General features: G+C 71.2%; 12 protein-coding genes. 6 read left to right on the top strand and 6 right to left on the bottom strand.

The features are described from left to right. Nucleotides 1–37: 37 nt before the first annotated feature. A complete protein-coding gene (locus tag ABGB21_RS00960; protein ID WP_347655160.1) occupies nt 38–655 on the bottom strand; it encodes a GNAT family N-acetyltransferase in 618 nt (205 codons plus the stop codon). Between the two features lie 116 nt (nt 656–771). Between ABGB21_RS00960 and ABGB21_RS00955 the strand changes: the two genes are divergently transcribed. The 3 genes from ABGB21_RS00955 to ABGB21_RS00945 all read left to right on the top strand — a co-directional run bounded on the left by ABGB21_RS00955 (nt 772) and on the right by ABGB21_RS00945 (nt 2,641). Continuing rightward, nucleotides 772–1,407 carry a phosphoribosyltransferase family protein gene (locus ABGB21_RS00955; protein WP_347675975.1) on the top strand — a complete coding sequence of 212 codons (636 nt, stop codon included), beginning with the start codon at nt 772–774 and terminating at the stop codon, nt 1,405–1,407. A gap of 19 nt (nt 1,408–1,426) precedes the next feature. Further along, nucleotides 1,427–1,825 carry a zf-TFIIB domain-containing protein gene (locus ABGB21_RS00950; protein ID WP_347655158.1) on the top strand — a complete coding sequence of 133 codons (399 nt, stop codon included), beginning with the start codon at nt 1,427–1,429 and terminating at the stop codon, nt 1,823–1,825. 96 nt (nt 1,826–1,921) lie between these two features. Next, nucleotides 1,922–2,641 (top strand): maleylpyruvate isomerase N-terminal domain-containing protein, encoded by a 720-nt coding sequence (locus ABGB21_RS00945; RefSeq protein ID WP_347675973.1) that lies wholly within the window; start codon nt 1,922–1,924, stop codon nt 2,639–2,641. 25 nt (nt 2,642–2,666) lie between these two features. On the opposite strand, the gene dnaB is transcribed toward ABGB21_RS00945, so the two are convergent. Then, nucleotides 2,667–5,306 carry a replicative DNA helicase gene (dnaB, locus tag ABGB21_RS00940; RefSeq protein WP_347675971.1) on the bottom strand — a complete coding sequence of 880 codons (2,640 nt, stop codon included), beginning with the start codon at nt 5,304–5,306 and terminating at the stop codon, nt 2,667–2,669. Between the two features lie 489 nt (nt 5,307–5,795). Here dnaB and ABGB21_RS00935 point away from each other — a divergent pair, with 489 nt between their 5' ends. Then, entirely contained in the window at nt 5,796–8,468 is a 2,673-nt protein-coding gene (locus ABGB21_RS00935; RefSeq protein WP_347675969.1) for a hypothetical protein, read from the top strand. Between the two features lie 115 nt (nt 8,469–8,583). On the opposite strand, the gene rplI is transcribed toward ABGB21_RS00935, so the two are convergent. The 4 genes from rplI to rpsF all read right to left on the bottom strand — a co-directional run bounded on the left by rplI (nt 8,584) and on the right by rpsF (nt 10,253). Then, a complete protein-coding gene (gene rplI / locus ABGB21_RS00930) occupies nt 8,584–9,033 on the bottom strand; it encodes a 50S ribosomal protein L9 (protein ID WP_331213536.1) in 450 nt (149 codons plus the stop codon). Nucleotides 9,034–9,046: 13 nt separating this feature from the next. After that, the gene (gene rpsR, locus ABGB21_RS00925; RefSeq protein WP_007073789.1) at nt 9,047–9,286 is read right to left on the bottom strand and encodes a 30S ribosomal protein S18; all 240 of its coding nucleotides are present in this window, start codon (nt 9,284–9,286) and stop codon (nt 9,047–9,049) included. Nucleotides 9,287–9,342: 56 nt separating this feature from the next. Further along, nucleotides 9,343–9,888 (bottom strand): single-stranded DNA-binding protein, encoded by a 546-nt coding sequence (locus tag ABGB21_RS00920; protein ID WP_347655154.1) that lies wholly within the window; start codon nt 9,886–9,888, stop codon nt 9,343–9,345. Nucleotides 9,889–9,962: 74 nt separating this feature from the next. Next, on the bottom strand, nt 9,963–10,253 hold the full coding sequence (gene rpsF / locus ABGB21_RS00915) for a 30S ribosomal protein S6 (protein ID WP_347655153.1): 291 nt from the start codon (nt 10,251–10,253) through the stop codon (nt 9,963–9,965). A 917-nt stretch (nt 10,254–11,170) separates the two neighbouring features. Here rpsF and ABGB21_RS00910 point away from each other — a divergent pair. Further along, on the top strand, nt 11,171–11,950 hold the full coding sequence (locus ABGB21_RS00910; protein ID WP_347675967.1) for a deoxyribonuclease IV: 780 nt from the start codon (nt 11,171–11,173) through the stop codon (nt 11,948–11,950). A gap of 8 nt (nt 11,951–11,958) precedes the next feature. Then, on the top strand, nt 11,959–14,139 hold the full coding sequence (locus ABGB21_RS00905; RefSeq protein ID WP_347655151.1) for a hypothetical protein: 2,181 nt from the start codon (nt 11,959–11,961) through the stop codon (nt 14,137–14,139). Nucleotides 14,140–14,158 lie beyond the last annotated feature (19 nt).

Raw genomic sequence — 14,158 nt, 5'->3', positions numbered from 1 at the left:
CGTGGGACGCGTTCAGCGGCGGCAACTCCACCCCGTCTCAGCAGGCGCCACGACACGCCTCCCACATCCCGCGAGTCATCTCGTACTCGACCTCACCCAGGTCCGCTCCCGGCAACGGGTCATCCCAGTGCGGAAAGTACGTGCGCACGTACCGCATGCCGACGGCCTTCATCACGCCCCGGGACCCGGCGTTCACGGCCATGGTCTGCGCGATCACCCGGCTCTGCCCGACGGTGTCGAAGGCATGCCGCAGCAGGGCGCGGGACGCCTCGCTGGCCAGTCCCTTCCGCCAGTGGCGGCGGACGAGACGGTAACCCAGGTCGGTCACGGTCGGGTCGTCAGGTTGGTCGGGGCCGTGTGCCGGCGGAAGCATCATGAGCCCGACGAACTCGCCCTCGTCCTCCCGTACCGGCGGTGTCGACCCCCGCGCGCCGTCGGCAGACCCGAACGCCATCCAGAAGCCCAGGCCGTCGACCTTGGCGGCCAGGGCCATCCGCTGCGCGTGGGACGCGACCACCTCGTCCCTGGATCGCGCCCGGCCGGTGATGTAGCGAAGCACCTCCGGATCGGAGTCGAGCTGGATCTCCCGCTCGAGGTGCCGGTCGGCAAGTGGGACCAGCAACAGGCGGTCAGTGCGCAAGATCGGTTGAGGCATCCGGCAACGATCGCACCACCGTGCCATCGGCGCGATCCGGCGCGCGGACCGGCATTCCCGGAGGGTTTCTGCCCGGTCCGCCAGCAGTCCCGGGCGGCAGGGCGTAAACCTGAGACGTGGAGACCACCTACCGGGACCGGACCGAGGCCGGGAACGTACTCGCGGACCGCCTGAACTCGCTCGCCGGCCGCTCCGACGTGACGGTGCTCGGGCTGGTCCGGGGCGGCGTACCGGTGGCCGCGGCGGTGGCCGACCGGCTCGACGCCCCGCTCGACGTCCTGGTCGTCCGCAAACTCGGCCTGCCGGCAGCCCCGGAGCTGGCCTTCGGCGCGGTCGGGCCGGGCGGGCTGCGGGTACTCAACGACGAGATCGCCGACCGCCTCGACCCGGCCGAGGTGGAGGAGGTCGTCCGGGTGGAGACCGCCGAGCTGGAACGTCGCGAACGGCGGTACCGGGAGGGCCGGCCGCCGCTGCGGCTCGACAACCGGGTCGCGGTGATCGTCGACGACGGGCTGGCCACCGGGGCGACCGCCCGGGCCGCCGTCGGGGTCGCCCGGCAACTCGGCGCCCGCCGGGTGGTGCTCGCCGTCCCGGTCGGGGCGCCCGAGGCGTACGCGCTGCTCAGCGAAACCGCAGACGAGGTCGTCTGTCCGCAGCGACCGGCCGGATTCGGCGCGGTGAGCCGCTTCTACGACGACTTCCACGAGGTGTCGGATGCGGAAGTGGTGGCGGTGCTGACGGGCTCCGGGTGACTTCACCGGGTACCGTCGAGTGATGCAGATGACCTGTCCGAAGTGTCGTGGCGAGATGCGTCAGTACGAGCGCAGCGGCGTCACGGTCGACCAGTGCACCGAGTGCCGTGGCATTTTCCTCGACCGAGGCGAGCTGGAGAAGCTCTTCGAGGCCGAGGCCAACTGGAGTCAGCAGCAGGCGCCGCGTGCCCCGCAGCCCTCGCACGTGCCGCCCGCCCCGGGTGGGGGATACGCCCCGCCGCCCCCGCCGCCCGCCCCACACCAGCCGGGCTACGGCGCGCCGAGCCACGTCCCGCCACCGCCACCGCCGGCCCACGGCTACCCGCCGGCGCCGGCCTACGGGCAGCAGCACCACGGCTACCACGGGCACTACCGGCACAAGCGTAAGAAGAGCTTCCTGAACGAGCTCTTCGACTGACGGTCGGACCGACGCTCGGATCCCCGCGACCAGGGAAGGCTTCCCCGGTCGCGGGGACACCTGACCTGACCGGCGTGGCACGGAGGAACGGGCGAGGTGGGCAGCCAGCGCGGCCCCGCTGCGGGGTGGGGCAGCTCCGGGGCACCGGAGGCGGCGGACAACCACGGCGCGCTCGCGCAGACGTACGCCCGGATCACGGCGACCGTCGCGGACCTCGCCGACACCGACCTGCTCCGGCCGACCCGCTGCCGGGGTTGGCTGGTCGTCGACCTGCTCTTCCATCTGACCCTGGACGCCCAGCGGGCGCTGGTCGCGCTGGCCACGCCGGCGGCCGGGCCGGCAGACGTGGACGCGGTCAGCTACTGGCGTACGCCTGCCGACCCGGGTGAGGGCCGGCACGCGGCCTGGGTACGCCGCTGCGCCGCCGCCTTCGACCACCCGACGGGGGTGGTCCGGCTCTGGACCGACACCGCCCCGGCAGCGGTACGGGCCGCCGGGATGGCCGACCCGGACGGTTTTGTCGCCTCCCAGGGCCAGGTGCTCGCGGTGCCGGAGTTCCTCGCCACCCTGGTCACCGAGGCGGTGGTGCATCACCTCGACCTGACCGTCGATCTTCCGGATCCGCCGGAGCCGGAGCCGACCGCGGTGGAGATCGCCGTGGCGACTCTCGACGGACTGCTCAGCGACGACGCGGTACGCCCCGCCGACTGGTCGGACCGGGACTACCTGTTGAAGGCGACCGGACGGCTGCCGTTGACCGCTCCCGACCGGTTGGCGCTCGGCGAGGCCGCCGGCTGGTTTCCGCTGCTCGGCTGACCCGGGTTCCTGGGCCTGGCAAGGCTCAGACGATCGCCATGTCGACGAAGCGGGACAGGTGCAGCTGGGCGGCGACGGTCACCGTGTCGGTGGGGCCGTTCCGGTGCTTGGCGACGATGAAGTCCGCCTCGCCGGCGCGCGGGGACTCCTTGTCGTAGTAGTCGTCCCGGTGAAGAAGGATGACAACGTCGGCATCCTGCTCAATTGACCCAGATTCACGCAAATCGGACAACTGGGGCCGCTTGTCGGTCCGCTGCTCGGGGCCACGGTTCAGCTGGCTGACCGCGATCACCGGACACTCGACCTCCTTGGCCAGCAGCTTCAGGCCCCGGGACAGTTCCGCGACCTCCTGCTGTCGACTCTCGGTGCGCTTCGGTGAACTCATCAGCTGGAGATAGTCGACAACGATCATCTTGAGGTCGTGCCGCTGCTTGAGCCGCCGGGCCTTCGCGCGGATCTCCATCAGGTTCATGTTCGGGGTGTCGTCGACGAACAGCGGCGCCTCGCTGATCTCGCCCATCCGGCGGGCCAGCTTGGTCCAGTCGTCGTCGGAGAGCTGCCCACTGCGCAGCACGTGCAACGGCACCCGGGCCTCGGCCGAGAGCAGTCGCATGACGATCTCGACCTTGCTCATTTCCAGGGAGAAGATCGCGCTCGCACAGTTGGACCGGATGGCGGCATTTCGGGCAAAGTCCATCGAAGCGGTTGAATTGTGCGTGGGGATCATCGCCCGGCCCGCCAGATAGAGGTGGTCAGCGTTGTCGACGGTCACACAGCGAACCGGCACGCTCGGCACCGGGCGCACCGCCACGATGTACCTCGCGCTCGACCTGGCGGCATTGGTCGCTCGGCGACGGTCGCGATGTGCCTCCCGCTTCCGTCCGAGGCGGAAGATCTCGTCGGGCGTGCTGAAGTTCACGGTGTACGCGGTCGACGTCTCCTCGCTGCGACCCCTTACCCGCCTGGTCGCGATCGTGCAGCGGTAACCCAGGCTGGTCACCAGCTCCCGTACGTCGTATGCCAACCGATGCGATGTCGACGTGTACTGGAGATTGCCTGACGGCCCGACCGTGCCGTCGGTGTCCATCAGACCGGCGAGCAGGGCACGTCGCTGAGCCTCGGACGCCCGCAGGTACGCGACGGGCACGTGCTTGTTGTGCAGAACGTCCAACGCTCGGAGGGCTCCGACAAAGGAGCCGTACCGCCGGTGGCATTCCTCGCATCGGCGACCCTGGGACGCCTTCGTCTGACTCGGCATCGGCTGGCCACAGGAAGCACAACCAACAGCGGGCCTCGACAGCCCCCTTGAGCGGCACCCGCAGACCCGGCCGCAGGTGAAGACGGATGGCGACTTCGGGGCGAACTCGACACCACAGACGATGCAGTTCCGAGCCGGCAGCGGCGGCAGCGCTGGCGGGAGGATGGTGTAGACGGCGGGACCCGACGGCCGTACCAGGAGTCCGTCCTGCTCGACCCCGGCGACGATCTCCTCGTCGATGCTGGTGAAGCGCGCGGCGGCGCTGTGACCGTCGCCGAGCCACACCCCGAGGGTGTATGGCGGGATGGTCAGGTCGCGTTCGGGCAACTGCAGGGGGGCGCAGTTCTCGACAGCATGATTGAGCCGCTGATCCTGGGTGGTGGTCCGGAGGGTCGCCCTGATCTGCTCGGTGGTGAAGACGTTGTCGTGGGGCGCGGTCGTGGCGCCGGGCGTCTGCCGGTGGCTTGCCCTGGTGGTCGTCTTCCACAGGTGTTCGGCATCGGCGACCAGGATCGATCCGTCCGAGAACTCCACCTCGTAACACGGACGGCCGTGCATGACCTCGAAGGCGTGGGTTACCCGGGTCGGCCAACCGTCTGCGCCGAGCAGTTGGTCTCCCGCCCGCACCTCGCCCATCGTCGTCCAGCCGTTCGGCGTCGCCAGCGGCGTGTCCAGGGCGAGCGCCTTGCCCAAACCAGGCCTACCCGCCACGATGATCAACTGCCCCGGGTGCAGCCCGTTCAGCAGCCGGTCCAGGTCCGTGAAGCCGGTCGGCACCCCGGTCATCACCCCACCCTGGGCACCGACCGCCTCGATCTCGTCGAGCGTCGGCTGCAGCATGTCGGCGAGGACGGCGAAGTCCTCGCTGACCCGCTTCTCGGTGACGTCGTAGATCGCCTGCTGGGCCAGGTCGACCACGTCGTCGACATCCCGCCCGCCACCGCCGGCCGAGCCGTACCCGAGCTGGACGATCCGGGTGCCGGCCTCGACCAGGCGCCGCAGCACCGCACGCTCGCCGACGATCCGGGCGTAGTAGGAGGCGTTCGCGGCGGTCGGCACACTGGCGATCAGGGTGTGCAGATATGGCGCTCCGCCGATCCGTCCCAGGTCGCCGGAGTCGGCGAGGGCGGCGGCGACGGTGATCGCGTCGGCGGGTTCACCACGCCCGTACAGGTCCAGGATCGCGTCGAAGATGGTGGCGTGCACCGGCCGGTAGAAGTCGTTCGACTTGAGGATCTCGACGACGTCGGCGATGGCGTCCTTGGAGAGCAACATGCCACCGAGCACGCACTGCTCGGCGGCGACGTCCTGGGGCGGCGTCTTGTCGTACTGTCCGTCGCGGGGGCCGGGGCCGTCGGGCGGCGACGCCGACCGCGAGTCACCACGAACGTCGTCAGTGATCGACATCCGACCATCCCCCCTTCGCCCATCCGACCCGCTTCCAGCGAAGCGCCGCCGTACGACAGTTTCACCACCGGCCCAGCCGGTCCCCGACCCTGACAGCCGCCGGTGGTCGATGCCGTCGTTCCTGGTCGGTCGGTGCCGCTCGGGTCGGCCCCGGCGGTCCGCGCGACCGGGGGAAGTCGGTGCGACCTGACGAGGCCAGGGGGCAACCATACGTAAGTCGAGGTCAGCCCCTCAACACCGACGGTGGACGGAGTTCGGGACAACCTGTGGACGGTTGTCGGTGGGGTGTGCGCAGCCCTGTGCACAGGCTGTGGAAAACAACTGGGGAAGATAGCTTGGACCATCCTTGAGCTGGGCAAACTCGGTCCCCACCTTGTGGAGGAAAGAAACCAACTGAATCTGGGCCAGTCGGACGGCGTATCATCAGGCAGCGACATTCTTCGGTACGGCTCCCCGCGATCGACTCAGCAGAAAGGTCACGCTGCGGCCGTGGACCATCGGGACCGGGGGCGGGGTGAACTCGCCCGACAGGAACGGCAGGACAGCATCGGCTGGGGCGACCCGCTCACCGGACCGCCGGGCGACCCCTACTCCCGCCCCGAAGGCAGCTACCGCACGCCGAGCCGCCGACGGGCCCGGCACCGGGGCGCGCCGGACCCGGTCGACACCTACACCCCGCCCTGGGCGTTGGGCGCCGCCACCGAGGCGGCCCCGTCCACCGGGTCGCCCGGCACCGGGCGCGACGACGACCCGTGGCACACCGGGACGTCCCGGCGCGGTGACGACCCGTGGCACACCGACACGAGCACGTCAGGACGGGCCGGTGGACGGCACCAGCGGACCGAGTCGACGTCGGCGACCGGATCGGGTCGACGTCGGCGGGCGGCCGACCCGGCGGAGTCGACCGGAGACCCGGCCGTCGGCTGGCGGGACTCCGTCGGCGACAGCGGCACCCGCCGTCGACGTGAACGTACGGCCGACGGTTGGCGGGACAGCACGGCACCGCCCGACACCTGGCGGGACAGCACGGCACCGCCCGACACCTGGCGGGACAGCACGACACCGCCCGACACCTGGCGGGACAGCACGACACCGCCCGACACCTGGCGGGACAGCACGACACCGCCCGACACCTGGCGGGACGACGCCGCCTCGCGCGACAGCTGGCGGGACGGTCGCGACAGCTCGCTGACCGGTGGCTGGCGCGGCGACGACAGCACACCCGGCGGTTGGCGGGACACCGGCGCCGCGGCCACCACGGAGAGCTGGCGGGACGCCGGCACCGTGGTCGGGGGCGACGGCACGGACGCCTACGCCGGAGCACCGGACGGCAACAGCCGAGGCGTCGGGCGCCGGCGCGCCGAGCGGAGCGGCACGGACAGCGCCGACAGCACAGACGGCGCGGACGGTTGGCGGCGCGACGCCGGGATCCGGCGCGACACCCCCGCCGGCGACGGCCCACCGCAGGGCGGTCGCCACTCGGACGGCAACAACACCGACACGTGGCGCCGGGCGGACCTGGCCGGCACCGGCGCGACCGGGAGCTACCTCGACGACCGGCCGAGAAGGACCGGTCGGAGACGTCGACCGGATCCCGAGGAGTCACTCTCCGGTTCCTCCGCCGTGACCGGCGACGCTTCGACCACTTGGACGGACCCGGCCCGTTGGCGGGGCGAGCGTGCAGGTGGCGGGCGCCGGGCCGCCGAAGACCGGGACCGGCCCGAGCCTCCGGGCGCCGCGCCGGGAGAGTCCGCGCGGCAAGCTGAGTCGATCAGTCCGATCAGTCCGGCGGCCCGGTGGATCCGGTCTCCGGACGAGGTCGGCCAGGGCGACAGTCTCGCCGGTGGCCGCGCGGACGGGGCGGGCGGCGAGGGCCGCCGACGGCGCCGTCGGGGTGGCGACCAGACCACCGGGCCCGATCCGGTACGACGTTCCGCCGCCGACCGGGGCCGGCACACCGACAGCGGTTCGGCCCGCCCGTACGCCGAGCCGCCCGGGCGGGACCGGGAGGCGGAGGCTACTCCCTGGGAGCGGTTCGGTGACACCCACACCGGCATGCTGGACCGGGTCACCGACGACGTACCCGAGGGCCGCCGTCGGGCGCCGGACGGGGATGACCGCGAGTCGTCGGGCTATGGCCGTCGGAGCCGGGCCGGCTCCGACGGCGGCGGCCGTACCGGCCTCAGTCCAACCAGCGGTGGCGCCTATCCCACCAGCGGCGGTCCCATTCCGACCAGCGGTGGTCCCATTCCGACCAGCGGTGGCGCCTACCCGACCAGTGGCGGTCCCATCCCGACCAGCGGCGGCGGCTGGGGCCGGCGCGGTGAGGCCGCCCGCTGGGACGGGTTCGCCGACACCGGCCAGTGGGACCGGTTCACCGACACCACGGAGTGGCGTCGGGGCGAACTCGTCGGGACGGGACGGGACGACGACCCCCGGGCGGTGACCGGCACGGATCGGGACGAGACCTTCTGGTCCGGCACCCGGCTGGCCGAGGACGATCCACGGTGGATGGGCATTCCCGACTCGGCACCGAAGTCTCCGGCCGTGGTCTATCCGCCGCCGCGCCCTTCCCGTTCGGCACCTCCCGGACGTCAGCCCACCGAGCAGGTACGGGTACCCCGGCAACGTACCGCCGGGGAGGGTCGGGCCGACGGTCGTACCGCGTCGCCGGCTGGCGCCCGACGGAGCGTTGCCACGGTCGGGGCGCCCGGCGGACGGTCATCGACTCCGAGTCGGCGGCTGACGTCGGAGGCCGCCCGGCGCCGGCCCTCGCCGTTGAGCCGGCGGCTCGAGGACGACCTGCTCGATCCCCGGCCCAGCGGGCCGCTGAGCGCGGTGCTCTACGCCGCCGCCTGGTACGCCGTACCGGTGCTGGCGATGTTGGTCTGGGTGTTGACCCTCGACGCCAGCCTGCCGGTGGACTGTGTGCCGGAGTTGGCCGGTGGGTGCGAGTCGGAGCGGGGACGGGCGATGGCAGCCCTGGTCGACGGCCTGCCCCGGTTCGGCGCGGCGCTGGCGACCAGCCTGGTCATCGCCGCGCTCCTGCGCTGGGTAAACAAGACCTGGCGGGTCGTGACGATCGGGCTCTCCGCTGCGGTGGTCGGCGGAGGACTCTCCACGCTGCTGTTCAGCGTGATCAGCGACCAACCACTGACCTGAGTCCCGGCACCGCGCGACGGTCTCCGGAAGCGGAAGCAGCAGCGGTGTGGGCCGGAAACGGATCAGGGGTGCCACCCCGGTCGGGTGGCACCCCTGATCGTTTGTTCCGTACCGCCTACTTGCCGGGGACGACCTTCAGGTCGAAGCTGGCAGTCACCTCGGGGTGCAGCTTGACCCGCACCTTGTGGCTGCCGACCGCCTTGATCGCGCCCGGCAGTTCCAGCCGACGCCGGTCCAGCGACGGCCCACCGGCCGCCCGGACCGCGTTGACCACGTCGCCGGGGGTGACCGAGCCGAAGAGCCGCCCGCCGTTGCCGGCACGCGCGGTCAGGTTGACCTTGAGCCCTTCGAGCTGGGCCTTGACCTCGTTGGCGTGGCCCAGGTCCCGGATCTCGCGGGCCTCGCGGGCCCGACGGATCACCGTGACCTGCTTCTCCGCGCCCTTCGTCCAGGTGATCGCGAAGCCCTGCGGCAGCAGGTAGTTACGGCCGTAGCCGTCCTTCACCTCGACGATGTCACCCGGGCTACCGAGGCCGGACACCTCCTGAGTCAGGATGATCTTCATTTGGTGCCTCCTCTCAGCGGGCCGTGGCCGTGTACGGCAGGAGCGCCATCTCGCGGGCGTTCTTGACCGCACGGGCGATCTGGCGCTGCTGCTGGGAGGTGACCCCGGTCACCCGCCGAGCGCGGATCTTGCCGCGGTCGGAGATGAACTTGCGCAGCAGCGCGGTGTCCTTGTAGTCGATGTAGGTGATCCCGTCCTTGTCGAGCGGGTTCACCTTCTTCTTCGGCTTGCGCAGTGCCGCAGCCTTTGCCATTGCTCTTGCTCCTGGTTTGCGATCTCGGGCGCTCGGCCCACGGGCACGGCCCGGGGTCAGAACGGGGGCTCGTCGTCGAAGTTTCCGCCGCCCGAACCGGACGAACGCGAGGCGGCCGGAGCGGCCGTGGCCCACGGGTCGTCGAAGTTGCCTCCGCCGCCCTGGCTGCCACCGCCACCGCCACCGCCACCCGAGGCGCCGAAGCCGCCGCCACCGGAGCGCGCCATCTTCTGCACCTTCGCCGTGGCGTACCGCAGCGAGGGGCCGATCTCGTCGACCTCCAGCTCGATGACGGTGCGCTTCTCACCCTCACGCGTCTCGTAGGACCGCTGCCGAAGCCGGCCCGACACGATCACGCGCGCACCCCGCTGCAGCGACTCGGCGACATGCTCGGCGGCCTGCCGCCAGACGGTGCACGCAAGGAACAGCGGCTCGCCGTCCTTCCACTCACCGGAGGCCCGGTCCATGAACCGGGGCGTCGACGCGACCCGGAACTTGGCTACCGCGGCGCCGGAGGGCGTGAAACGCAACTCGGGGTCATCGGTCAGGTTGCCGATGACCGTGATGGTGGTATCTCCTGCCATGACCATCTCCTCGCGCACTCATCAGTCCGGTCAAGGCTGCCAGAGCCGTACGACAGGACCGGTGAGGCTGATCCGGGCGTGCCGGAAACGCGTCAGCGCGTCTCCGGCCGGATGACCTTGGTGCGCAGCACGGACTCGTTGAGCCGCAACTGCCGGTCCAGCTCGGCCACCGCCGCAGGCGTCGCCTGCAGGTCGATGACGGCGTAGATCCCCTCGGCCTTCTTGTCGATCTCGTACGAGAGGCGCCGGCGGCCCCACACGTCGAGCTTCTCCACCGAGCCACCCGCGGTCCGGATCACGTTGAGGTACGTGTCGAGCGATGGGGCGACGGTGCGCTCCTCGAGGCTTGGATCGAGGATGACCATGATCTCGTAATGACGCAAGACGTGCTCACCTCCTCTGGGCTAGCGGCCACGGTCCTTCCGTGGCAGGAGGTCGTGCGTCGTTGCCGGGACGAATCCGGGAGGGATCCCACAGCGTCACGGGCAACCTGAGCAGAATACCCGGTGTGCCGGGACCGGGCACGTCCGGTCTCCGGCCGCCCGGAATCGTGTCGGTCGAATCGTTCCCGAAGGAGATCAAGTCGGATCGGTCCGGTGAAAGACCAACCGGCGACGGGTCGACGGAAACGACGGAACCCCGTCCGGCGGCGTGCCGGAGCGGGGTCCGCTACGAAGCCGCGGGGCGCATCCCGTCCACATTCTTTGGGTGGGACCTGGGGAGGAACGACCACACCGACGAGTTGGATGGGAGGCGCCCCGCGGAGCCTATTGTATTGTCATCTTACGCGACAACAGCATGTCTTGTGCCGTTAATGGCAGATAGCCCGATTCACCGCTGACTCGTCCACCGGTGGACGAGTCAGCGGCCAGCGGCCCCGCCGGGTCGGTCGGACGGCGGAGAGCTCTCCGGGCGCCGCGTTCCGCAGCTCCCGGCACGCCCGGAACCGACCGCTTCGGGACCTCGCGGTACCGGTTCCTCCTCGACGCCCCCGACCGACCCGGCGGGGAAAACCAGGACCGTCCCCCGACGCCGGCAACGGGGCACGGGCGGCGCACGCGGCGAACACCGCGCCGGCCCGGCAGCATCGCGACGGCAGGGTCACGGACGTCTTCCTCTCTCGGCGGCAGGTGGATCCACCGGCGCCCCACACCTCGGACACCGTCGATCTCACCAGGAGAAACGAAACAACCACGGCAAGGTGACGCGGCCGGCGCGGACCCCCGCCGATCGGCCGGAACCGGGGTACGCCGACCCGCCGCTCCCCGTCCTGACACCGGCACGACGTAGGCTCGCCATCATGCGTATCGGAGCCCATGTCGATGCCACCGACCCGCTGCACGAGGCGGCCCTCCGGAAGGCGGACGCGGTCCAGTTCTTCCTCACCGATCCGCAGAAGGACTGGAAGGCACCACAACCACGGGAGGACGCGGCACTGCTGCGCGCCTCAGAGGTGGACATCTACATCCACGCGCCGTACGTCATCAACCTCGCGACGACGAACAACCGGATCCGCATCCCGAGTCGGAAGCTGCTGACCAGCCACGCCGAAGCCGCCGCCGCGGTGGGCGCCAAGGGTCTGGTGGTGCACGGCGGGCACGTCAACGCGGGCGACGACCTCGCGGTCGGGTTCGACAACTGGCGCAAGGCGTTCGTCCAGGCCGCCGAGACGGGCGGGCACCGCACCCCGGTGTTCATCGAGAACACCGCCGGCGGCGACAACGCCTGTGCCCGCCGCTTCGACAACCTGGCCCGGCTCTGGGACGCGGTGGGTGACTACGGCGTCGGTTTCTGCCTGGACACCTGTCACGCCCACGCCGGCGGCGAGGACCTGCTCGACGTCGTCGACCGGGTCAAGGCGATCACCGGCCGGATCGACCTGATCCACGCGAACGGTTCCAAGGGCGACTTCAACTCCGGCCAGGACCGTCACGACAACCTGGGCAGCGGCACCATCGATCCCGAACTGGTGGTCGAGGTGATCCGAGCGGCCGGCGCGCCGGTGATCGTCGAGACGCCGGGCGGGGTCGACGGGCAGGCGGCGGACATCGCGTACCTGCGCGACCGACTCGGCCGGTAGGGGCGACGATGTCGACAGACCAGTCCAAGGTCACCGATCCGGCGCGGGACGAGAGCAGCTCGGGCAGCACCTCCACGGAGAGCACCACGGTGCGGGACACGGTTCCGGACAGCCCGGCCGACACCAGCAGCAGGCCGGTCGAGACGAACGCCGAACCGGCGGACGTCAACAAGCCGACAGACGCCAGCACCGAACCGGCGGACGCCAACAAGCCGACAGACGCCAGCACCGCGCCGGCCGACACGGCCAGCCCGACCGACGCCAGCGACAAACCGAAGGACGCGGACAGCCCGACCGGGAGCGGTGACAAGCCGGCCGAGAAGGCCGACAGCCCGGACGACGTGGCGAAGCCAGGCGACGCCACAAAACCAGGCGACACAAGCGACAAACCAGGCGACACAAGCGACAAGCCGACCGACCCGTTCACCGCGTTCGCCCCGGCTCCCGAGCCGGTGCCGGGCCGGCTGCGCCGGGTCGGGCGTGCGGTGGGCCGGCGGCTGACGCACGAGTGGACCCTGGCGGCGCTGGCCAGTCTCGTCCTGGCCGTGCTGATGAACTGGCCCACGCTGAAGTACCCGCTCTACGAGCTGCCGCAGGACACCTGGGACCCCACCCTGCAGGCCTGGCAGGTCGCCTGGTCGGGGCACATCCTGCTGACCGATCCGGCCCAGCTCTGGCAGAGCAACGCGTTCTTCCCGGAAACCTGGACCTTCGCGTTTTCCGACACGCTCCTCGGCTACGCCCCCGCCGGCATGCTCGGACACGGCCCGGAAGCCGCGATCCTGCGTTACAACATTCTTTTCCTGCTGGCGCACGCCCTGGCCACCTTCGGGGCGTACGCGCTGGTCCGACAGCTCGGCGCCGGGCGGATCGGCGCCGCCGTGGCCGGGGTCGGTTACACGTACGCGCCGTGGCTGCTCGCCCAGGCCGGCCACCTGCACATCCTCTCCAACGGCGGCATCCCGCTGGCGCTGGCCATGCTGGCCCGGGGACACGGCTGGTCGCTGCGCCACGGCTACCGGCCGGAACGACGCCGGGCCGGCTGGGTCTTCGCGGGCTGGCTGGTGGCGGCCTGGCAGCTGAGCCTCGGCTTCGGCATCGGTCTGGTCTTCGCGTACGTGCTGGGTCTGATCTCGGTCGTGGTGCTGCTCGGCTGGCTGCTCCGTCGGATCCTGCGCCGGCCGCGGCGGCAGTTCGGCGTCCGGATGGTGCTCGCCGACCTGCTCGGCGGCGGGGTCTTCGCGGCGGCCGGCATCCTGCTGGCGATCCCCTACTTCAAGGTCGCCGACCTGTACCCGGAGGCGCGGCGGACCGCGGCGAACCTGCACGCGTACTCACCGCCGCCGACCGGCTTCGTGACGGCGCCGAAGGAGTCGCTGATCTGGGGGCAGTTGCACGAGACCGTGCGCGACGGGCTGCCCTGGGCGCCGGAGATGACCCTGCTGCCCGGCTTCGTGCTCTACGCGCTCGCCGTCGCCGGCCTGTTCCTGTCGATCTGGACCGTACGGCAGCGGTTGCTGCTGCTCGCCGGGGTCCTGGTCAGCGGCATCCTGTCGATGGGTACGGCGTTCTTCGGCGGCACCTGGACCTACCTTCCGCTCTTCGAGCACCTGCCCGGCTGGGACGGACTGCGTACCCCGGGCCGGCTGATGCTCTGGACGACCCTGCTGCTGGGCGTCCTCGCCGCCGGTTCGGTCGGCGCCTTCGCCGAACGGGCCCGGCTGATCTCGGCGGCCGAACGGGTGCCGCCGCGCCCCGGCCCGTTCCTGCGGTTGGTGACCCTGCTGCCGCTGCTGCTCGTCGTGGTCGAGGGGCTCAACAACACGCCGCACGAGGTCGTACCGCCGCAGCCGGCCGCGATGCGGACGGTGGCCGGGCCGATCCTGGTGCTGCCGTCGAACCAGAACAACGACCAGCACGTCATGCTCTGGTCGACCAGCAGGTTCCCGGACATCGTCAACGGCGGTAGCGGGTTCACCCCGACCCGGCTCGCCGAGGTGCGAGACGCCACGGCGAACTTCCCCGACGTGGCCAGCATCGACTACCTGCGGCTGATGGGGGTACGGACCGTGGTGGTGCTGCGGGACCGGATCGCCGGGACCCCGCTGGAGGCCAGCATCGACCAGCCGGTCGACCTGCTCGGCATCCAGCGTGAGGACGTCGGCGAAACGGTCGTCTACCGGCTCTAGGAGAGATCCCACCGGCCGG

It is taken from the genome of Plantactinospora sp. B24E8 (assembly GCF_039871735.1).
In the GTDB taxonomy this organism is placed as follows: Bacteria; Actinomycetota; Actinomycetes; order Mycobacteriales; family Micromonosporaceae; genus Plantactinospora.
The sequence above is the reverse complement of the archived record's forward strand: the minus strand, read 5'-3'. Positions and strand labels throughout refer to the sequence as shown.